The organism is Paenibacillus sp. FSL L8-0641 (genome assembly GCF_038006265.1).
In the GTDB taxonomy this organism is placed as follows: domain Bacteria; phylum Bacillota; class Bacilli; order Paenibacillales; family Paenibacillaceae; genus Paenibacillus; species Paenibacillus polymyxa_D.
In genome coordinates this window covers 2,536,004-2,559,873 of sequence record NZ_JBBOUW010000001.1, presented here as the reverse complement: position 1 = coordinate 2,559,873, position 23,870 = coordinate 2,536,004, and the positions used below count along the sequence as shown (strand labels likewise).

Here is a 23,870-nt window from a genome sequence, read left to right as displayed (position 1 = left end):
GATACTTTGTCTGCACGCTGGTCTTTTCTAGCTACCATAAGCATTCAGATAGTTCGCTGCTGTTCTAAGATGAGCAGCAGTTTTTCTAATTCCATCATTATTCAGCTTACCAGCTTTAGGCCAACTGCTGAACCGAGTACCATCGCGATGAACAGAATTCTCGCGGTATTACGCGGCTCACTGTAGAAGATCATGCCCAATATGGCTCCGCCAGAAGCTCCAATACCGGTCCAGACAGCGTAGGCCGTTCCCATTGGTAGTGTTTCCATGGCCAGGGATAGAAACAAAAAGCTCAATCCAAAGCCTGCAAGCAAGTAAAAAGCAGACAGGAAATTCCGGTCTTTATGGAGTTTATTAATCATGAGAACTCCCATCATCTCAAATACGCCTGCCAAAATAAGAAATACCCAGTTCATACGTCAGTGCACCTCTTTTCCTTGTTTCTTCTCTTTGCTCTGTATTTTGAGCCCTACAACTCCGAGCAGAAGCACCCCAATTAGCAACAATTTAGATCCCTGTACCTCAGCACCAAACAACAAAATTTCTGCTAATACAGTGCCGGCCGTTCCCAATCCGACAAATACTGCATACACCGTACCTACCGGAAGCGTACGGGAAGTCATAATCATGAGTATGAAACTTACTAAAATGGCAACTAAAGTGCCCCCCCACTCTAACCAGCCGCTGGCATGTTTCAGGCCGATGACCCATCCAACTTCGAATAATGCCGCAACTACAACAGATAACCATGTCTTGTTCATTCTGTGCTTCCTCCTTTTAGATAATGCTGCAAATGTAGTATGGATTTATAGCAGCAATAAAAAAAAGCCTGAGAGAATACTGCATACAGCAGTTTTTCTCCCAGGCTTTTATCCCTCCGTGGCACAGTACGACGACTGTGAGTTTTCTCTCGGACCAGCCGATATTACATCGCGGAACCCTAGAAAACATTTTTGAATTCAATTTTAGTTAACGTTTTACACAGTAGTGAATCCATTACAATATAAAGAATAATAAGAATTCGTGTATCATCCTAAACTTATATCATTGTTTTGGTCATTATGAAATCAATTTGTTCTTCATCACCCATATAAAAAGAGTGTACGCCAATTTGAACAAACCCCATTTTCTTATAAAAAGCAATGGCGTTTTCATTTTTTTCCCATACACCAAGCCAGATTTTCTTTTTATTATGTTTCATCGCAATTTCCATAGATTTATTTAGTAGATATTTACCAAGCCCCTGTTTTTGAGATTTGTTTTTTATATAAATCCTCTCTATTTCGAGCGACTCACCACCCATTTTTTCGGATTGGGCCTCATTTATATTTACCTTTAAATATCCAGCAAGTTCTTCATTGAAATAGATGAAAAAGAATTCTGAAGAGACGTTGGACAATTCCTTCTCCAACTGTTTAAAGTTAAATGCTCTTTCCAGATAGGCCTTCATATTTTCAGGTGAATTCAGATCCTTAAAAGTATCGTTGAATGTTTCAATACTTATTTCTTGGAGTATTTGTAGATCTTCACGGCTGCACTTTATTATTTTTACAGTCACTTTAAATTATCGCCCTTTCATATAAATCAGTAATTTCTCTTGTTCCCCTTTTTTACAAATTCCCATTCATCACCTATATTTTTTCTTACTCTTTGAAGAAGATTAAAAATGGTGTTTACTTCACTTTCCGAAAATCCCGCTAATGCAACATTATCCGAATAATCATGTTCTCTTTTTATAAAAGGATAGACTTTATTCCCTTTTTCTGTTGGAAAGAGTTTATTAATTTTTTTGTTATGCTGATCCTCTTCCTTTTCAATAAATCCGTTAATAACAAGTTTTTTTATAGCACGAGATGCGGTTGTTCGATCTACTTTTATCATCTCGGCTAACTTTTCTTGAATGATTCCTGGGTTTTCACATATTCGTACAAGGTATAAATATTGTCCTTTTGTAAGGTCATATTCTTTAAATTCGATATTGCTTATAGAATCTAATGCTCTTGCGATCATTCCAATTTCACGAAGTACTTCCTTCATAATGGACTCCTTTACCCCTGTTTTGTTGCAAATGCAATAAAAATGATATATATTGAATTTACCCTATTTTTATTGCATTTGCAACATAAAATTATATTAAAGAGGTCGAGTAAATTGAAATATATTTTTTTCGTATTAGGAATTTTTATATTATCCCTTGGAATTTCGTTCACTATACAATCAGACCTTGGGGCTTCACCTTTTGATGCACTTTTAGTAGGACTGTCTATAAATGTAGGGCTTACTGTGGGAAGTTGGGAAATCATAATAGCTATAATATTGATAGGTTGTAATTCGCTTTTAAAAAGACAAACACCAGAAGTTTTGGGGTTGTTAACAGCATTTATAACGGGTATTGGTATTGATATGTGGCTTTTTTTACTGCACAATTTGATAACACCTGAACTATGGTACAGCAAAGTTGTTTGTTTTGGAATTGGTTTAGTTGTTGTAGGATTAGGAACTGCAACATATTTACAGACAAATTTTGCACCCATTCCAGTTGATCGATTAACATTAATCATAAAGGAATTAACTAAAACAAATCTATTTTTTTCGAGAACATTCATCTACCTTATATTCTTGATCATAGCAGTCCTTTTAAACGGACCCATTGGCATTGGAACCTTGTTAACCGTTTGTTTAGGGGGGCTAATACTCAATTACTTTATGCCATTTACTAAAAAAATACTTGACCGCATATTAACACACTCTGCTACATCACCAAATCATGAGAAAGATAAAAGAGACTGAAGCTTGATGCTCATATCTCTTTGTTTCGATCTTAAGTTTGTCTTGGTCGAGCTTCAGTCATAGCATTTTTTTCGGGACTAACGCCTGCGCTTGTTATCCTGCTAGCTCCTTTGCTTTGGGAAGAGACGCCGTTTTAGTGCAGCTAGTCGGATTCTGTATCATTATCCTCTCTCTTATCGTTGTTAGATACAAGCGAGATCTGCAAGTAGGACAGTATCAAGACTGGCAATGGGGCATACTGGCCATCTTGTTTTATAGGCTTTGTAATTAAGATTAGACAAGTTCCTTCTTCAACAGATGTAATTTTTAATGAAGCAAAACAAAAAATCAAAAAAATAAAGGGACACTTTTAGAACGTGTCTCAATTCTATCTAAAAGAAAAAATGAGTCGTCAAGAGATATTCGGCTTAATTCTTGCATTGATTGGAATTATCGTAATTAAAATGATGGTTTAATCAAATTGATCTTTAAACTGCATATAAATCAAACCAGCAATTTCTAACAAAAGAAGACCCGCGTTATTGAAACGCGGGTCTTCTTTTGTTAGAGTTCATTGAGCTTACTCAAAGTGGTACCTTTTATATAATCTAAACAATTCGGAATATAAAATGGAGCTAATCCATCTTATACTCTTCCCCTAATATATAATGTGCATAATCAACCTAAACTCGACGAATTGTTTATAATACTTAAATTTTCAAAGGGAATTGTATTTTTTTTAATGTTAGTACATGAGCGTTGTGTCGGAAAAAGAATACTTTGCAGGCAAGGCAGTCGGACAAGCCGCCACCCTCTGCACACGCAAAGTGAAATCATTGCATTTTAGAAAACGGATTTAGAAAACAAAGTCGATGGAATCCGGTGAGAAGCCTTCCGGCTGCTCGTCCGAGTTCACCTGAATATCGCTTAACAGCAAATCTGGATCGATTCCAATCTGGGACAGGATCGCTATCAAATCTCTGGTTAATCTCTCAATAGCGTCAGCCCCAAATAGCTTCGTGCAATATTCAAAGGAACCCTTCATCTCCCCATCTTCATCACTCATAGACAAAGTCAAATCGAATTTGGAAATACGATGCTCCCGAACATACGGGCTGAAGGACAGTGTTTCAAGCTTCGCTTCCGGCGACTCTGTGTTTTCCAGTACAAACATGGTGTCGAATAACGGGTTACGGCTTGCATCCCGTGTTACATCCAGCTTTTCCACCAACTCTTCCAGTGGATAATCCTGATGCTCGAAGGCTTGCAGCGTACGATCTCTGGCTTCCTGCAAGTAGCTGTGGAACGTTTGGTTGCCCTTCGGCTGATGCCGGATGGCTAGCGTATTGACGAACATTCCGATCAGTGGCTCCAGCTCAGGCAACAAGCGGCCTGCTACCGGCGTACCGATGATCAAATCGTCCTGACCGCTGTATTTGGACAGCAGAACGGTGTAGGCGCTCAACAGTACCATGTACAGTGTACTTCCGGTCTGTGCCGCAATTCGGTGCAGTTGCTCGGATACATTCGCGTCCACTGTAAATTCATACATCGCACCCTCGAAGCTGCGAACAGCAGGTCTAGGATAAGCAATTGGCAAATCCAGTACCGGCAATTCTCCGGCTAAATGCTCCAGCCAGAAGTGTTCCCGGCGTTGGTATGATTCACGCTGCATCTCCTGCTGCTGCCACACGGCGTAGTCCTTGTACTGAATTTGCAGCGGCTCTAATTCCTGCCCTTCGTACAGTTGTACCAGCTCCTGCACGATATTGTTCGACGATACACCGTCTGAAATAATATGGTGCATATCGTACATCAGGAGATGGCGCTCTGGTCCGGTTTGAAGAAGACGGACACGCAGCAGTGGTGCCTGACGAAGGTCAAAGCTGCGCACAAAGGACTCGATATAGGCATCGGCTTCGGACTCCCTGGCCTGCAGGTGCTCTACTGCAAACTCCACTTGATCGTACACCCGCTGAACGACCTCGCCTTCCACCATTTCAAAAGAAGTCCGCAGCGTTTCATGGCGGGCTATTAACTGACGGAACGCATCCTCCAGCCGATCGACCTGAAGCGGCCCCTCCACGGTTAATACACCCGGCATATTGTAGCTGAGATCCCCACCTTCCAGATGGCTCAAAATGTACAGTCTTTTTTGAGCCGAGGAAACCGGGTAGTACGCCTGTTGCGCCGCCGCAGGAATCACCGTATAGGTGTCTGTGCCGTGCGTTGCGATGAGCTGGGCTTGCTGCTCAATCGTAAAGTGTTGGAACACCTCACGCAGCGTAATCCGGCTGTCCAGTTCCTGATGGATTTTGGCCACCAGCGTCGTTGCCCGCAGGGAGTGCCCACCCACGTCAAAGAATGAGTCGGTGACTCCTACGCTGGACAGCTTCAAGACATCCTGCCAGATTTGGGCTAGCTTGGCTTCCAGCGGCGTCCGCGGTGCAACGTACTCCAGGCCTCCTTCGAGGCGTGCTTCCGGCGCCGGCAGCGCCTTGCGGTCGATTTTCCCGTTCGGTGTCAGCGGGAAACGATCCAGTTGTACCACATACGTCGGGATCATGTAATCGGGCAGCTTCGGCTGCAGCGCATTCCGTAGCTCCGGCAAACTCAGGGACGCTGAAGCTATGATATAGGCACACAGATCCTTGTGTCCATCTTCGTTTTCCCATGCTGTGACGATGGCTTTCTGAATGCCGTCCACGGTCAGCAGCTGCGCTTCCACCTCACCCAGCTCGATCCGGTACCCCCGGATTTTCACTTGGTGGTCAATCCGGCCCAAATACTCAATGCTGCCGTCTGGCAACCACCGGGCCAGGTCGCCCGTTCGGTACATTCGGTGTGCGTAAGTGCTGTCCGCTTGATCGGTTGCTGCCGCAACAGCGAACGGATTCAGGACAAACTTCTCTGCCGTCAGCTCTGGCAGATTCAGGTATCCTCGTCCGACACCTGCACCCCCGATATAGAGTTCACCTGCGATACCGATCGGTACCAGCTGTTGCTGGCTGTTCAGGATGTACACCGACTGGTTCGCGATCGGCGTTCCGATAGATACCGTATGCTCCCCTTTTTCCAGCAGTGCGTTCAGGGACTCCATATCTTCAATCGTATAAGCGGTCGCATCTACCGTCGTTTCGGTCGGACCGTACACGTTCGTAATCACCGGACGATACCCGGCCCATTTGTGTAGGAACACATGTACCAGCTGCACGGATAATGCTTCGCCACCGATCAGGTAATGCTTCACTTCCGGTGCTTCCGTCACACTGACACTTTCATTCAAAATATGCAGATGCGCAGGTGTGCCGTCCGACAAATCAATCCGGTGTGTGCGGTAGTAGGCGATCAAATGCTCTCCGCTCAGACTGACGTCACGGGACACCACATGCAGGGTGTGGCCTAACAGCAAGCTGGCAAAGATTTGCTTCACCGAAGCGTCAAATACAAATGCTGACAGCCATGCGACATGAAGCGGCTGTTCGTAACGACTGTATACTCGTTTCCATAAAGCATCTACCAGATTGCTAACACTGCTCTGCTCAATCATGACCCCTTTCGGCTGACCGGTGGTGCCTGACGTATAAATCATATAGGCCAGGTTATGCGGGCCGGCGATAGGGATCAGGTTGCTCGCATCCTGTGCTCCCAGTTGAGCTTGAGCGTCCTCGTCATCCAAGACTACAGCTCGAACTGTGGATGGCAAGCTGAGCGACAGGTTGGCAACTCTACTTGTAATCACGACCTTGGCCCCACTGTTTTGGAGCATGTAGTCGATGCGCTCCTGTGGATACATCGTATCCATCGGCACATACGCGCCTCCGGCCTTCAGTACCCCCAGAATGCTCACCAGAATATCCGCAGAACGTTCCAGCAATACGCCCACCGGTTGATCTGCTTCGACCCCTTCCGCTCGTAACACACGAGCCAATTGGTTCGCACGCTCATTTAGCTCAGTGTAGGTCAGCGCGGTGGCCCCAGACACAACGGCTATCCGCTCAGGGTTGCGCTCAGCTTGCTCTTCAAAGCGTTCGCTGAGCGAATGGCCTTGCACCTGTCTGTGTTCAGCACAACGCACGCTATGTGCATTCGGATCATTGAACACCTTCAGAATCTGCTCGGTTTCTTCCGCCGTAATCAACTCCAGCTCTCCCAGCTTCGCATCCGGATTCGCCGCCACGGCTTCGACCAAGCGAACAAAGTGACGCGTCATCCGTTCTACCGTTTCGCGCTCGTACAACGCAGTTGCATACTGCAATCCAAACTGGATGCCTGCCTCTTCCTCTCTAGCTTCCATCATCAAATCAAACTTGACTGGCGTTTGTTCCAGGCCGTATGGACGGAAGCTCAGGTTTGCCAGTTGCAGTTCGCCTTCCTCAGTCGTTTGCAGCGTAAACATCGTATCGAACAGCGGATGGCGGCTCATATCCCGCTTCACGTTCAGCTTTTCCACTAGCTCCTCAAACGGATAGTCCTGGTGCTCGTAAGCTTGCAGGGCACGCGTCTTCACATCCTCCACATAGCTTCGGAAGCTTTGCTCTGACGTCGGATAGTTCCGCAATGCCAGCGTTCCGACGAACATCCCAATCATCGGCTCCAGATCGGCATGCGGTCGTCCGGCAATTGGTGTGCCGACTACGATATCTTCTTGCCCGCTGTATTGGTGTAGGAGTGCAGTGTACGCTGCCAGCAGCACCATATACAGCGTGGAGCCTGTGTACGCCGCCAGTTCTTTCAGCCGTTCGCTGACTTCACGTTCCAGTCCGAACACCACCGTATCGCCTGCCGTACTTCGCACCGCCGGACGGGCAAAGTCCGTAGGTACATCCAGCACTGGCAGCTCACCCTGGAAGGCGCCCAGCCAGTACGCTTCCTGACGTTGCATCCACTCTTGATGGGCTTCGCTTTGCTGCCATACCGCATAATCCTTGTATTGTATCCGCAATGGTAATAGCTCTTCACCGTCGTACAAGCGGACAAATTCATCGGTCAGTACACCCATGGACACGCCATCCGAAACGATGTGGTGCATATCGAGCATGAGTAAATGCTGCGGTTCCTGCTCGGTTCCTTGTACGCCCAAATCTACCAAGCCTACTCGCAGCAGCGGAGCAGCTTTCAGATCGAACGGTCGTACAAACTGCCGCACCCGTTCTTGTACTTCCTGGCTGACCATCGTGTCCGCATCCGTGGTTGTGTCCTGGTCTGTATCCGTAGTCGCACCCTCTACCTGTACCTTTGTATACTCCACCTCGAACGGCACGGTGTCCTCAATCCATTGCACCGGCTCACTGTCCACCAGCTCAAAGCGGGTACGCAAAGTTGCATGGCGGGCGACCAGTTGACGGAACACGTCCTCCACTCGCTTCACGTCTAGCGGACCACTCACTTGCAGCACTGACGGCATGTTATAGTTCACATCATTCGGGTCGAACTGATGCAGCACATACAGTCGTTTTTGCGCCGACGATAACGGGTAGAAGTTGCGTTCTTCCGTTACTGGAATGGACGCATATGTTACTTGATCCAGATATTCCAGTACGACTGCCAATTGCTCAATCGTTGGTGCTTCAAAAATACTGCGTAGTGGAAGCGGCTTGTTCAGCTCCTTGTGAATCCTCGAGGCGAGCGTCGTCGCCCGCAGTGAATGTCCACCAATCTCGAAGAAGTTTTCCTTCACGCCGACCTGCGCCAGGCCCAGCACATCCTGCCAGATTTGCGCCAACTTCACTTCCACCCACGTCCGCGGTGCGACATAGTCGGCTACGCTTTGCAGGCTGTCTTCTGGTGCTGGTAGAGCCTTGCGGTCGATTTTACCGTTCGGTGTCAGCGGCATTTGTTCCAGCTGTACCAGATAGGAAGGGATCATGTAACCCGGCAGCTTCTGGCTCAAATCGCTGCGTAGCTCACTTGCGACAACTTCCTCATCGGCGACCACATAAGCGCAGAGCTGCTTCTGCCCTTGCTCATCTTCCCGTGCGATGACCACAGCTTCTCGCACTGCCTCCAGCTTCAACAGCTGCGTTTCTACCTCGCCCAGTTCGATCCGGTAGCCCCGAATTTTCACCTGCGCATCGATCCGCCCCTTATATTCAAGCGTACCGTCCACATTTAAGCGTACCGTGTCACCTGTGCGATAGCAGCGTTCTCCGCTGCGGAACGGGCTATCAATGAACTTTTCGGATGTCAGGTCCGGACGGTTGCGGTATCCACGTGCCACCCCGTCACCGCCTACCAGCAGTTCACCCCATACCCCGACGGGTTGAAGCCGCATCGAACGGTCCACGACGTACGCTGTTGAATTATGGATCGGTCTACCAATTGGCACCGATTCCGATTGCACACCGGTGATCGCATGCACTGTGGAAAAAGTCGTATTTTCAGTCGGGCCATAGATGTTACTGATTCGAAGGGACGGATGGGCCTCCAGCACCCGGTTCATATGTGGTACGGACATCACATCACCGCCGACCAGCAGTTCCCGTATCCCCTCGAACAGCGCCAAATCCTGCTGAGACAACTGGTTAAAGAGCGGTGTGGTCAGAAACATCGTGGTAATACCGTGACTGCGCACTGCTTCCTTAAGCTTGAGCACGTCCAAAATGATATCCTGACTCACTAGCACCAGCTGTCCACCGTTTAATAGAGCGCCCCAAATTTCGAAGGTGGATGCGTCGAAAACAATAGCCCCTGTCTGCAAAATGCACGTGTCAGCATCCAACTGCGCGTAGTTTGTATTTTTCACCAAACGTACGACATTACGATGCTCTACCATGACACCCTTCGGCTGCCCCGTCGTACCTGACGTATAAATGACATAGGCCAGATCGTTCGGACCAGACAACGGCTCCAGATTGGAACCATCCTCGTGATACACACTTTGTGCTCCATTCAGCACCAGTACCTGACCATCAAAAGCTACTTTGTCCACCAGATGGCTTTGCGTTAACAACAGCTCTACTCCCGAGTCGTCCAGCATGTAGCGGATACGCTCCTCCGGATAGGTCGGATCGATGGGCACATATGCGCCCCCAGCTTTCAAAATGCCTAAGATCCCCACGATCAAGTCTACCGAACGCTCGGTCATCAGACCCACCAATCGATCCTTCGTCACGCCTTGACTACGCAAGGTACGAGCCAGACGATTGGCGCGTTCATTCAGCTCGCGATAGGTCAATTGCTCTCCTTCGAAGAACAACGCTGGCTGTTCCGGTGTCTGCGCCGTTTGTGTCTCGAACAAGCCATGAATCGTTTGCTCGCTTGGATACTCAGCAGCTGTATTGCCCCATACGGTGAGAATTTGCTCACGCTCCTGCTCACTTACCATATCCAGCTCCTGCACCCGAATGTCCGGCTTCGCTACCACCTGCTCCAACAGCTGTATCAGATGGCCCTGAGTCCGTTCAACGGCTTCCCGATCATATAACTTCGCATTGTATTCAAATCGGATTTTCATCGCTTCCTGCGGCATAACGACCAGATTGAAATCATAGTTGGTTTGTTCAATCATGCCGGCATTGCGAATTTCAAAATCCGACGCTGCACCTTCCCCAAGTTGCTCGACCTGCTCCTCCACCGGATAGTTTTCAAACACGATAATGTGGTTGATCAGGTCTTGCTTTTGCTCGGTCAAGGCTTGAATTTCATACAGCGGATACGTTTCATAATCTTGAGAAGTCAGCGCCTGTTTCTGATTCGTTCTGATCATGTCAGCAAAGGTGTCCTCAGCCCCACTGCGGATACGTATTGGAATGGTGTTAATGAACAAGCCCACCATGTTTTCGATCCCCGAAATATCCGCTGGACGACCCGACACTACACCACCAAAAACAGCGTCATCACTACCGTTGTACTTTTGAAGCAGTAAGCCCCAGGCTGTTTGCAGCAATGTATTCGGGGTCACGTGGTGCTGCTTGGCCACCATTTCCATACGTCCGGTCAAGTCCTTGCCCAGATCGCACAGGATATGCTCAAATTGTGCATCGCCCGCTTTCACGCCTACTTTTCCGGTCGGAATCGAAGTTTGCTGATCATAGCCGAGCAAATAATCCTTCCAGTAGGAGGCTGCTGCTTCTACATCCTGTGCTTCAAGCCACTCAATATACTGACTGTATGGAGTCACGGGGGCAAGCTTCGGCTGTCTATGCTCCACGGCTGCAAAGTAAGCCTCAAACACCTCATCCGTGACTAAAGCCACACACCAGCCATCCATCAAGATGTGATGCGAGCTCCATACAAAATAATAATCCTCATCACCTGTTCGTAAAATCGCCACACGCATCAACGCATCCCGAGACAAGTCGAATCCGGCTGCCTTGTCCTTGCGAATAAACTCCTTCACATACGCGTCACGTTCCTGCTCATCCAAATGACGCAAATCTTCACATCTGAAACCAACCTCCTTGCGGCGGAAAATCACCTGCACAGGCTCATCCTGCCAACCGCTGATGAAATTAGCTCTAAAGATCTCATGCCGCTGCGCCAAATGATTCAAGCTATCCTGGAAAATATCCGCTTGGAAACGTCCGTGCAAATCAAAGGTCGTTTGTTCAAAATAAGCACCTGATGCTGCATCCATCAGACTATGGAACAACATGCCTTTTTGCATCGGCGTCAACGCATATACATTTTCCAGTTCCCCGATGTCACGAGTCCGTTCTACCAATTGATCCAGCTCGGCCATCGTTACATGTTTAAGCATGACATCGCTTGGCGTCAGTTCTTGCTGTTTGCGGCCTGTGCAATGCGTAATGATTTCCTGCAAGCTGGTTCTGAACTGTTCAGCTAACTGCTCCATCGTTTCATGGCGATATTCCTGCTTGCTGTAGCTGATCGTCAATTGCAGTTCGCCTTCCGAAATCAGTCCGTTTATATCCAGCGTGTGCGATCGGGCTGCATGGGCGCTAAGCTCTGCACCGCTAGAGTAAGGAGATACGCCAATGGACTGACTTTGCATATCTTGATCAAATTGTCCCAAATAGTTAAAGCTGATTTCAGGTTCGATCACAAGACGCTCTGGCTCACGTACTGCGGACAGGTATCTCAACATCCCGTAGCCAATGCCCTTTTGCGGAATGCGGCGGAGTCCTTCTTTCACCTGTTTGATGCGCTGTGAAAGGTCTTGCCCCACGCTCATATCCAGCACAACTGGGAATTGGGTCGTAAACCAGCCCACCGTCCGCGTAATATCCAGTTCTGGCAAAATGGACTCCCGTCCATGGCCTTCCAGGCTCACGAGCACTCGTTCCAAGCCCGCCCAGCGATGAATAGTCAGTCCCAATGCGGTAAGCAGCAAATCATTCATCTCCGTGTTGTAGGCACGATGCGCCTGTTTTAACAACTGCTCCGTTTCCTGAGCTGTCCACGTAACTGTCATGTTCTCGCTGTCCCTATTCAAGGAATGAGAATGGGATTCGTCTTTTGGAAGCGGCTGATATACGCCCTGTTCCATTTCCTGCCAGAATTCGAGTTCTGCTGCCATGGCCGGACTATTCGCATATTGAGACTGCCCATCCGCCCAGGTGCGGAACGAATCCGTTTTGTGCGGAAGGCGAGTCGTTTGTCCGTTCAATGCCTGCTCATAGGCGGTCGTAATATCCTCGAACAAAATGCGCCAAGATACGGTATCCACCACTAAGTGATGAATCGCCATCAGTAAATGATCTCCATCTGGGCAATGGAACAGCCCCAGCTTCACTAGCGGTCCTTCGCTTAACTGAATACCCGCTTGAATTTCATTCACTTTAGCCTCGATCGCCGCAGACACCTCAGACTCATTTCTGAAGTCGGCCCGATCCAGCGTATACAGCTCGCCCTCCCCAATCGCGCGGTTCCAGGCTTCATATCCGTGCTCCGTAGGACGGAAAACGATACGCAGTGCGTCGTGATGGCTAACGATTTGATCCATCGCCGTGCGCAGGGCCGGTTCATCAAAACCATCCTTGCTATGCAGCATGATGGACTGGTTATGATGATGAGCATCCGTCAGGTTTTGCTCAAAGAACCAGTGTTGAACAGGTGTCAGCTTCACAGCGCCCACCACTTCGCTTTGATCCGCCAATCGGGTCACCGATTGAACTTTCAGTGCCAAGGCAGACACGGTTGGATGACTGAACAGGTCTTTCATCTCCAGTCGATAACCTGCTTGCAGCAATCGGGAGGATACTTGCAAGGCCTTAATCGAATCGCCACCCAGCTCAAAGAAGTTATCCTGCGCACCTACCGCTTCCACGCCGAGCACCCCGGCCCATACCGCAGCCAGTACTTGCTCCACCGTGGTACGCGGTGCCACATAGGCTGCACCCGTATGGATGCTTCCTTCCGGTTCCGGCAAGGCCTTACGGTCGATTTTACCGTTGCTGGTCAGCGGGATCGTCTCCAGTCGCATCAAACGTGCAGGCACCATGTGCGCTGGCAGTCCGGCTTCCAGTTCGGCCTGTACCTCCTCGATCCGCAGCTCAGCTTCTCCTGTGATGTATCCGCACAAGTACTTGTGTCCACGCTCATCCGTCCGGTCGATGACTACCGCTTGACGTACACCCGGCACCCGCTGGATCGCCGTTTCGATCTCGCCCAGCTCGATCCGATAGCCCCGGATTTTCACTTGATAGTCCATCCGGCCGATAAAGTCCACATTGCCGTCCGGCATCCATCGCGCCAAGTCACCTGTGCGGTATAATCGTTCACCTGGCACGAACGGATTGGCTACGAATTTCTCGGCCGTCAGGTCCGCACGGTTCAGGTATCCCCGTGCTACCCCAATTCCACCGATGCACAACTCGCCCAGTACGCCGATCGGCACCGGATTCAGCTGGCTGTCCACGATGTAGAAGCGTGCGTTCAGCCATGCCTGTCCAATCGGCACATTACCGCTGCTTGGCAGCTTCGACAGTTCTTCGTCGTAGAAGCTGGAGTCGATCGCCGCTTCCGTGACGCCGTAGCTGTTCATAATGCGAATATCTGCGCCAAATCGTTCTTGCAACACCCGATAATCCGTCACGCTGCAGCTATCCGAGCTGGTAATCAGCAATTCCAAACTGCTCATGTCCAGTCCCTGCTCATATACATGCTGCATGAACGGTACGATCAGGGCTGGAGTCGATTCGAACACGGTAATCTGGTAGTCACGAATCCAGCCATACAGACGGCTCGGGTCAATGCGGTCGTCTTTCGGACAGATAACCATTGTGCCGCCGTTATAAAGCGTCCGCGCGATATCACCGACGAACACGTCGAAGGAGAAGCTTGCCAGCTGCAGCAAACGTACCGGGAACTGGTTCAGGCGATAATCCCGACGATACGCCGCGGCGGTATTCACCAAGCTGCGATGCTCGATCATGACGCCCTTCGGACGTCCCGTTGTTCCCGACGTGTAGATCACATACGCCAGATCCTGCGGTTCGTTGATGTGATTGACGTCTGTGGTATCTCCGGTGTACAGCGACTCATCGTCCAGTGCCAGTACGGTGTGCAGACGTAGCCCTGTTGCGGGTTCGGATGTAGGTTGGCTTTCCTCGAGCCATGCCTGTGCACGCTCCTGCAAGCCGATTTGGGTCAACAGTACCGTCGCACCACTGTCCTCCAGCATGAAACGAATACGTTCGGACGGATAATCTGCATCCAGCGGCACATAGGCGCCTCCTGCCTTCCACACCGCCAGTACGCCAACCAGCATGTCGACCGAACGTTCACTCAAAATGCCAACAATCGACTCGTGTCCAATGCCTTCATTTCGCAGTCTACGGGCTAATTGGTTCGCACGCTCGTTCAGTGTGCGGTACGTCAGTTGTTGTTCCTCGTACACCACCGCCACATGATCTGGTATAAGCTGGGTCTGTTCTTCCACATAAGTATGGAATAAGCCTCCTGCTTCAGCAGTAACATCCGATACTCCCACATCTCCAAAACCGTAGATGATTTGTGCCTTCTCCTCGACAGTTACCATATCCAAAGCTGCCAGTGGCTGCTGCGGATGAAGAGTAATCGCACGTACAAGTTCGGTAAAATGCTGTGCCAATCGCGCGATGGTCTCAGGCTTGTACAGCGCCGTGCTGTATTCCAGACTGCACAGAATGCCTTCCGGCTGCTCCACGGCATCCAAGGTCAGATCAAATTTGGCCGTATGATTGTCTGTCGGATACGTTTTAAAGGTCAGACCTTCCAGCTCGAACTCCTGCTGCTCAAATGTTTTCAACTCAAACATCGTGTCAAACAGCGCATTCCGGCTCGTATCCCGCGTTAAATTCAGCTTTTCAACCAGCTCTTCAAAAGGATATTCCTGATGTTCGTAAGCACTGAGCGCATGCTCTTTGACCTCTTGCAAGTAATCTAGGAACGTTTTGTCGCCAGCCGGATAATTGCGGATCGCCAGCGTGTTGAGGAATACGCCTACCAAGCTCTCCAGTTCCGCATGTGGTCTTCCGGCAATCGGCGTGCCGACGATAATGTCTTCCTGTCCCGAATATTTATGCAAAAGCGTGCTATACGCGGCCAGCAATACCATGTACAAGGTGGAGCCGGTTTGCGCGGACAGCTGTTTCAACTGTTCGCTGTCCTCCAGGCTGATCGCAAATTCCAATCGCGCTCCTTCCAGACGCTGTACGGCTGGTCTTGCAAAATCCGTAGGCATATCCAGCACCGGAATGTCACCAGCCATCGTGTTCAGCCAGTAGCTTTCCTGCTCACGAAGCCGCTCACTTTGCATATCGGCATGCTGCCAAACCGCATAGTCCTTGTACTGAATACGGAGTGGCGGCAGTTCCTTGCCTTCATACAATTGAGAGAACTCCTGCACGATAATTCCTTCCGTGACGCCATCCGAAATAATATGGTGCATGTCATAGAGCATGACGTGACGCTCCGGTTCGGTTTCCACCAGCTGAACCCGCAGCAATGGTGCTTGTGCGAGATCAAATGCGCGTACAAAGTCTTGGGCATACTGCTGGGTCTCTTCTTCGCTTGCCTGCACATGCTCCACGCTGAATGCGACGCCCGATTCAATCCGTTGAATCACCTCACCATCCACCATCTCGAATCGGGTTCGCAGGGCTTCATGACGGGCAATCAGCTGGCGGAAGGCTTGTTCCAGTCGTTTTTTATCCAAGGAACCTTCGATAATCAACGCTCCTGGCATGTTGTAGCTAACCTCTCCACCTTCCAGGTGACTCAGCACGTACATCCGTTTTTGCGCCGAGGAAACAGGATAATATTCACGTTCCTCCACCACAGGAATAGATACATACGTTTGCTGGGTCTGATCTTCACCCATCACCTGCACCAATTGTTCAATCGTCGGATATTGGAAAATATCTCGCAGAGCCAGCTTGTAATTCAGCTCCTGATGGATTTTCGCCATCAGTGTTGTCGCGCGCAGAGAATGTCCTCCCACTTCAAAGAAGTTATCCTGGATGCCTATTTGATGATGATTCAAAACGCTTTGCCAAATACGTACCAGTTGCTCTTCCAGCCATGTCCGCGGTGCCACGTACGCTGTGCCTCCTTCGAGGCGCGCTTCCGGCGCAGGCAACGCTTTGCGGTCAATTTTCCCGTTTGGTGTCAGCGGGAAATGATCCAGTTGTACGACATACGTCGGGATCATATAGCTCGGCAGTTTGGGCTGGAGTGTGCTGCGCAGATCCGGCAAATTCAGCGCATCAGAGGCTACGACATACGCACACAGATCCTTGTCTCCATCTTCGTTTTCCCAGGCGGTGACGATGGCTTTCTCAATGCCATCTACGGTCAGCAGCTGTGATTCCACCTCGCCCAGTTCAATCCGGAAGCCCCGGATTTTAACCTGATCATCCATACGGCCGATAAAGTCCACATTGCCATCCGGCATCCACCGCGCCAAATCGCCTGTACGGTACAATCGTTCACCCGCTACATATGGATTCGCTACGAATTTTTCGGCCGTCAGGTCTGCACGATTCAGATATCCCCGTGCCACCCCGGCTCCACCAATGCACAGCTCACCCAGTACGCCGATCGGCACCGGATTCAGCTGGCTGTCCACAATGTAGAAGCGTGCGTTCAGCCACGCCTGACCAATCGGCACATGGCCGCTGCTTGGCAGCTTCGACAATTCTTCATCGTAGAAGCTGGAGTCAATCGCCGCTTCGGTGACGCCGTAGCTGTTCATAATGCGGATATCTGCGCCAAACCGTTCTTGCAGCACTCGGTAGTCCGTCACGCTGCAACTATCCGAGCTCGTGATTAGTAGTTCCAAGCTGCTCATGTCCAGCCCCTGTTCATGCACATGCTGCATAAACGGTACGATCAGGGCCGGAGTCGATTCGAACACGGTAATCTGATAATCGTGAATCCATCCGTGCAGACGGCTGAAATCAATCCGGTCGTCTTTCGGACAAATGACCATCGTGCCGCCGTTATAGAGCGTCCGTGCAATATCCCCGACGAACACGTCGAAGGAGAAGCTCGCCAGTTGCAGCAGTCGGACTGGGAATTGGTTCAGGCGATAATCCCGACGATAGGCCGCGGCCGTATTCACCAAGCTGTGATGCTCAATCATGACCCCTTTCGGACGTCCTGTTGTCCCGGACGTGTAAATAACATACGCCAGATCCTGCGGTTCGTTGATGTGATCGACGTCTGTGGTATCTCCGACGTACAGCGACTCATTGTCCAACGCCAGTACGGTATGCAGACTTAGTCCCGTTGCGGGTTCGGATGTAGGTTGGCTTTCCTCGAGCCATGCCTGTGCTTGCTCCTGTAAGCCGATTTGGGTCAACAATACCGTCGCACCACTGTCCTCCAGCATGAAACGAATGCGTTCGGACGGATAGTCTGCATCCAGCGGCACATAGGCGCCTCCCGCCTTCCACACCGCCAGTACGCCGACCAGCATGTCTACCGAGCGTTCACTCAAAATGCCGACAATCGACTCGCGTCCAACGCCTTCATTCCGCAATCTCCGCGCCAATTGGTTCGCGCGCTCGTTCAGTTTCCGGTAAGTGAGCTGCTCCTCCTCGTACACCACCGCCACATGATCTGGTACAAGCTGTGCCTGTTCTTCCACATAGGTATGGAACAGGGCTCCTGCTTCAACTGCAGCACCATCCGTTACTCCCACTTCTCCAAAACCGTAGATGAGTTGCTCCTTTTCCTCAACGGTTACCATATTCAAAGTTGCCAGGGGCTGTTGTGGATGGTATGCAATAGCTCGAACGATTTCCGCAAAATGCTGTGCCAATCGCGCAATGGTCTCAGCCTTATACAGCGCCGTGCTGTATTCCAGACTGCACAGAATGCCTTCTGGCTGCTCCACTGCATCTAAAGTCAGATCAAACTTGGCCGTATGATTTTCCAGTGGAAAGGAGCTCAAGGTCAAACCTTCCAGCAGTAACTCCTGTTGCTCCAAGGTTTTCAACTCAAACATCGTGTCAAACAGCGCATTTCGGCTCGTATCTCTCGTCAAATTCAGCTGTTCAACCAGCTCTTCAAAAGGATAGTCTTGATGCTCATAAGCACTAAGCGCATGCTCTTTGACCTCTTGCAGATAATCCAGGAATGATTTATCGCCAGATGGATAATTGCGCATCGCCAGCGTGTTAATGAAGACACCCACCAGATTACTGAGCTCCGCATGCGGTCGTCCTGCAATCGGCGTGCCGACGACAATGTCCTCTTGGCCCGTGTATTTGTGCAAGAGCGTAGTGTACGCCGCCAGCAGCACCATGTATAGGGTAGCGCCTGTTTGCGAAGCCAGTTCTTTCAGGCGTTCACTAACCTCACGCTCCAGTACAAACTCGATTGTATCCCCTGCCGTACTCTGCACCGCCGGACGGGCAAAGTCGGTTGACAGATCCAGTACAGGCACTCCGCCCCGGAAGGTGCCCAGCCAGTATGCTTCCTGACGCTGCATCCACTCCTGATGGGTTTCGCTTTGCTGCCATACGGCATAGTCTTTGTACTGAATCCGCAATGGCAACAGCTCTTCACCGCCATACAAGCGGACAAACTCATCGGTCAGTACCTCCATCGACACGCCATCCGAAACGATATGGTGCATGTCGAGCATGAGTAAATGCTGGGATTCTTGCTCTACTCCTTGGACACCTAGATCCACCAAGCCTACCCGCAGCAGCGGTGCAGCTTGCAGATCAAACGGACGGACAAACTGCCGGACCCGTTCTTGTGCTTCCTGGCTAACCCTCGTGTACGTAGCTGTAGCTGTGTCCTGATCCGTATCTGTAGTCGCACTCTCTACCTGTACCTTCGTATATTCCACCTCGAACGGCACGCTGTCTTCAATCCATTGCATCGGCTCATTGTCTACCAGCTCAAAGCGGGTACGCAAGGTCGCATGGCGGGCAATCAGTTGACGGAACACGTCCTCTACTCGTTTCACATCCAGCGGACCGCTCACTTGCAGCACCGACGGCATGTTGTAGTTCACATCACTTGGATCAAACTGATGCAGTACATACAGTCGTTTTTGTGCTGAAGATAACGGGTAGAAGCTACGCTCTTCCGTTACCGGAATGGACGCATATGTTACTTGATCCAGACTTTCTAACACCGTTGCCAGTTGCTCAATCGTGGGTGCTTCAAAAATACTGCGCAGTGGAAGCGGCTTGTTCAGCTCCTTATGAATCTTCGAGGCCAGTGTCGTCGCTCGCAGCGAGTGTCCGCCAATCTCGAAAAAGTTTTCCTTCACGCCGACCTGCGCCAGGCCCAGCACATCCTGCCAGATCTGCGCCAGCTTCACTTCCACCCACGTCCGCGGCGGGATATAATCGGCTCCGCTTTGCAGGCTGACTTCCGGTGCTGGCAGGGCCTTACGGTCAATTTTTCCATTTGGACTCAGCGGCATTTGCTCCAGCTGTACAAAGTACGATGGTACCATGTAGCTTGGCAGCTCCCGGCCCAGCTCACTTCTCAGCTCGCTGGCACCGATCTCTTGTCCAGCAACATAGTACGCCACCATTTGTTTTTGGCCCGTTTCGTCTGCACGAGCCATGACAACCGCTTCTCGCACGGACGCTACTTGGAGCAGCTGCGTTTCGACCTCGCCCAGCTCAATCCGGTACCCCCGGATTTTCACCTGATGGTCGATCCGGCCCAAGTATTCAATGTTGCCGTCCGGCATCCATCTCGCCAAATCGCCGGTGCGGTACATCCGCTCATACCCGGCTTCCCCGCCGGCAAACGGATCTTTCACAAATTTCTCGGCCGTCAGCTCCGGACGGTTCAGATACCCACGTGCCACACCGACACCACCGATGCACAACTCCCCTGCAACCCCAATCGGCTGCAATTGCTCCGTGCCTTCCTTCACGATGTACAGGCGAATGTTTTGAATCGGTTTTCCGATCGGAATGACTGCATATTCTTCCGTCGGCTCGCAATCAAAGTACGATACGTCCACCGTCGCTTCGGTTGGACCGTACAGGTTGATCAGCTTCGCTCCGGTCAGGCTCGACACGAGCCGTTGGAAGCGAGCCACATGCTGTGGCGGCAAGGCTTCACCACTGGCAAAGACATGACGCAGCGTTGCCAGTTTCGCTTGCATTACTTCCCGTGGCTGCTGCTCCACATACTCCAGGAACGCATGCAGCATGGCAGGTACAAAGTGCATCGTGCTCACGCCATCGCGGACAATGGCGTCGACGATGTCTTCCGGGTTCTTTTCCCCGCCCACGGACAACAGGCTCACCTTCGAGCCGACCAGCGACCACCAGAACAGCTCCCACACCGACACGTCGAACGTGAAGGCGGTCTTTTGCAGGATCGTATCTTCCGCACTCAAGCCGTACCGATCATGCATCCACAAAATCCGGTTCAGAACGGAATGGTGCTCAACCATCACGCCCTTCGGTTTTCCCGTGGAGCCAGACGTATAGATGACATAGGCGACATGATGCGGCCCGGCCAGTGGCTCCAGATTCGAACCGTCTTCGTGGTAAATGTCCTTGCCAGCCTGCTCATGACGATCCAGCACCAGCACCTTGCCGTCGAAGCTCAAGGATGCTTGCTCTGCCAGATGCGATTGCGTCAGCACCAGCTTCGCTCCCGAATCCTCCAGCATGAAGCGGATGCGGTCGGCCGGATATTCTGGATCAATTGGCACGTAGGCTCCGCCTGCCTTGAGAATCGCATAGATGCCTACAATCATGTCCAATGAACGGTGAACCAGAATGCCCACAGGCTGATCCGGTTTAACCCCTTGCGCACGCAACGTCCGAGCCAAACGGTTCGCGCGCTCATTCAGCTCCGCGTAGGTCAACGATTCCGCTCCACACAGCACTGCCACTTGCTCCGGTGTGCTCGCTACCTGCTGCTCGAACAGTGAACTTAACGTCTGATCTTGCGGATAATCTGCCGCCGTATCTCCCCACACCTGAACGATCTGCGCCTGCTCTTCCGGTGTCACCAATTCCAGCTCATTCACACGGATATGCGGATTATTCACGATTTGCTCGATGACATGCAGTACATGTCCCTGCATCCGCTCGATCGTAGACCGATCGTATACATTGGCGTTATATCTGAACATGATGCGGAAAAGCTCATCTGGCATCACAATCAAGTCCAGATCATAATTCGTTTGCTCAACAACCTCTACATTCGTAATTTCAAAAGCGGATGGACGAACTTCACCCAACTGCTCGACTTGCTCCTCAACCGGATAATTCTCAAATACCATAATGTGGTTAATCAGATGCTGCTTCTGCTCGGTCAGCGCCTGAATTTCATACAGCGGGAAGCTGTCATAGGCTCCTGAGGCCAGTGCCTGCTCCTGCGTTTTGCGCATGATGTCCACAAACGTGGCATTCTGTTCACTTTGAATCCGCACTGGGATCGTATTAATGAACAGACCGATCATATGCTCTACACCCGCAATATCCGTCGGACGTCCAGATACCACACTGCCGAATACAACATCCTCATTGTTGTTATATTTCTGCAAAATAAGGCCCCACACGCTCTGCATCAGCGTATTAATCGTGACCTGCTGCTGCTTTGCAATCCGGTACATCGCTTCGCTCCACGCTGGATCCAGATCTACCGTTATTTTTTCAGAAACATATTCCCTGGTTTCGTTTGCTGTAGCGAATACAGTATTAGCCGCTTGGTCTTTCGATGAAGTATCCAATCCAGGTAACAAGGTTTGCTGTTCAAAGCCAGCCAAATAGCTGCTCCAATACTCTTGTGCCGCACGTTCATCCTGACGCTCTAGCCATTCGATATATTGGCCATATGGTGTGATATGAGCAAGCTCCGGCTGTTTCTGCTCCAGCAGCGCAAAGTACGTACCAAACACTTCGCCTGTAACGAGCGATAAGCACCAGCCATCCATGACAATGTGATGGAAGCTCCAGACCAAATGATACGTTTCTTCATCGGTTTGCAATACCTGTACGCGCATAAGTGCATCCGTACCGAGATCAAAGCCTCTAGCCTGGTCTTCCTGCTTAAACGTCTGGATATACGCCTGTTGCTCCGCTTCCTGCATTTCGCGTATATCCTTGAAGGACAGATCGCTATCTTTGTGACGGAACACGATTTGCAATGGCTCCGGACCATGTCCTGTTTCAAATCGATGGAAATTCGTCCGCAGTGCTTCATGACGCTGTGTCAGTACATCTAGACTCTTGCGGAAAATTTCAACATCAAAGCTGCCTTTTTGATCAAACGACGCTTGCTGGAAGTATGCACCTGAGTCCGGCTCCATCAGACTATGGAACAGCATCCCCTTCTGCATCGGCGAAAGAGCATACACATTTTCCAGTTCGCCCACAGAAGCCGTTTGCTCCGTCAATTGCTCCAGTTGTTCCAACGACAAGCCTTTGAACAAGACATCGCTTGGGGTTAGTTCGCTCCGCTCTTGGGAGGCACAATGCGCGATCACTTCCTGCAAGCTTTCCTGCAGCAACTGCGCAAAGTTCTCTACATTTTGCTGTTGATATACCTTACTGTCATAGCGAATGTCCAGTGTCAGCCCGCCTGCTGTAATCATGCCGTTCACATTCAGCGGCTGCTCCAGAACGGTATGATCACTCATCGGCTCTCCACCTGGATGCGAAGACAGCCTGATATCCCCATTTTCCAAGTCCTGATCAAACTGTCCCAAATAGTTAAAGCTAATTTCAGGCTGCAAGGTCAAGGAAGGATGGACATCATGCTGAGACATATATTTCAAAATGCCGTAGCCAATGCCCTTATGCGGTACATGGCGCAGGTCTTCCTTCACCCGCTTGATTCGCTGCCCTACTTCTGCCTTCCCATCCACATCAAGCAGCACCGGATATTGGCTCGTAAACCAGCCCACGGTACGTGTGATGTCGATATCTGGAACAATGGCTTCCCGGCCATGGCCCTCCAGATTGACCAGTACGCGCTCCTGACCGCTCCAGTTATATAACGCGGTGCCGAGTGCAGTTAACAGCAGATCATTGACCTCGGTGTTGTACGCACGATGCGATTCCTGAAGCAGTAGCCGGGTTTCCTGTTCGCTCCAAGCCACGCTCACCGTCGCAGTGTCTCTGATTAGAGAATGTTGTCCCTCCGCTCTCTCTTGATCCTTAGGCAACGATGCAACTTCCATTTGGGCAAGATGCTGCCAATATTCGCGTTCGTTGTCGATCGCCGGACTGTTCGCATATTGAGACAACTGCTCTGCCCAAGCAGAGAAAGAGTCCGTTTTATATGGCAAGCGAATCGCTTCTCCCCGCACGGCCTGCTCATACCCAGTGGCAAAATCCTCAAACACAATCCGCCATGAAATCCCGTCTACGACCAAATGGTGGATCGCAATCAGTAAATGATCTCCATCCATGCAGCGGAAAAGTCCCAGCTTCACCAGCGGTCCTTCATCTAGACGAATAGAGCTTTGGATGGCATTGGCTTTCGTTTCAATCGCCATCGCCACCTCTGCCGTGTCTTCGACGCCTGTCAAATCAACAACGTCCAGACTGTACAGCTCGCCTTCGTTCACACCGCGATTCCACGCTTCATAGCCCTGTTCGGTCTGACGGAAGACCATACGCAATGCATCATGATGCTCCGTCACCTGGGTCACCGTTTGATGCAATGCGGCTTCATCGAATCCTTGTGCTCTATACAGCATCACCGATTGG

Annotated in this window: 6 protein-coding genes and 1 riboswitch (1 of these 7 cut by a window edge); of the genes, 1 reads left to right on the top strand and 5 read right to left on the bottom strand. The window is 50.5% G+C overall.

Annotated features, from left to right (window positions below; all coding sequences use genetic code 11):
• Positions 1 to 101: 101 nt before the first annotated feature.
• From MKY16_RS11515 to MKY16_RS11500, 4 genes are all read right to left on the bottom strand, one after another.
• The gene (locus MKY16_RS11515) at positions 102 to 416 is read right to left on the bottom strand and encodes a DMT family transporter (protein ID WP_023988641.1); all 315 of its coding nucleotides are present in this window, start codon (positions 414 to 416) and stop codon (positions 102 to 104) included.
• Positions 417 to 419: 3 nt separating this feature from the next.
• Positions 420 to 761 (bottom strand): DMT family transporter, encoded by a 342-nt coding sequence (locus MKY16_RS11510; protein WP_340885412.1) that lies wholly within the window; start codon positions 759 to 761, stop codon positions 420 to 422.
• Positions 762 to 856: 95 nt separating this feature from the next.
• Positions 857 to 955: riboswitch (guanidine-I (ykkC/yxkD leader) on the bottom strand.
• 84 nt (positions 956 to 1,039) lie between these two features.
• A complete protein-coding gene (locus MKY16_RS11505) occupies positions 1,040 to 1,558 on the bottom strand; it encodes a GNAT family N-acetyltransferase (RefSeq protein ID WP_340955372.1) in 519 nt (172 codons plus the stop codon).
• A 26-nt stretch (positions 1,559 to 1,584) separates the two neighbouring features.
• A complete protein-coding gene (locus tag MKY16_RS11500) occupies positions 1,585 to 2,037 on the bottom strand; it encodes a MarR family winged helix-turn-helix transcriptional regulator (protein ID WP_029515334.1) in 453 nt (150 codons plus the stop codon).
• A gap of 114 nt (positions 2,038 to 2,151) precedes the next feature.
• On the opposite strand from MKY16_RS11500, the gene MKY16_RS11495 reads away from it, so the two are divergent.
• Positions 2,152 to 2,790 (top strand): YczE/YyaS/YitT family protein, encoded by a 639-nt coding sequence (locus tag MKY16_RS11495; RefSeq protein ID WP_069011474.1) that lies wholly within the window; start codon positions 2,152 to 2,154, stop codon positions 2,788 to 2,790.
• Positions 2,791 to 3,625: 835 nt separating this feature from the next.
• Here the strand turns inward: MKY16_RS11495 and MKY16_RS11490 are convergent.
• Positions 3,626 to 23,870, bottom strand: partial view of a non-ribosomal peptide synthase/polyketide synthase gene (locus MKY16_RS11490; RefSeq protein WP_340955370.1) — the final stretch only. It continues 21,935 nt past the right edge of the window; the window shows 20,245 of its 42,180 coding nt (coding positions 21,936-42,180); its start codon lies beyond the right edge, outside the window — the gene reads right to left on this strand; the stop codon is at positions 3,626 to 3,628.

Coding starts and splice junctions, on each gene's coding strand:
- MKY16_RS11500 (WP_029515334.1), bottom strand. CDS start 2,037: ATGAAGGAAGTACTTCGTGAAATTGGAATGATCGCAAGAGCATTAGAT.
- MKY16_RS11510 (WP_340885412.1), bottom strand. CDS start 761: ATGAACAAGACATGGTTATCTGTTGTAGTTGCGGCATTATTCGAAGTT.
- MKY16_RS11515 (WP_023988641.1), bottom strand. CDS start 416: ATGAACTGGGTATTTCTTATTTTGGCAGGCGTATTTGAGATGATGGGA.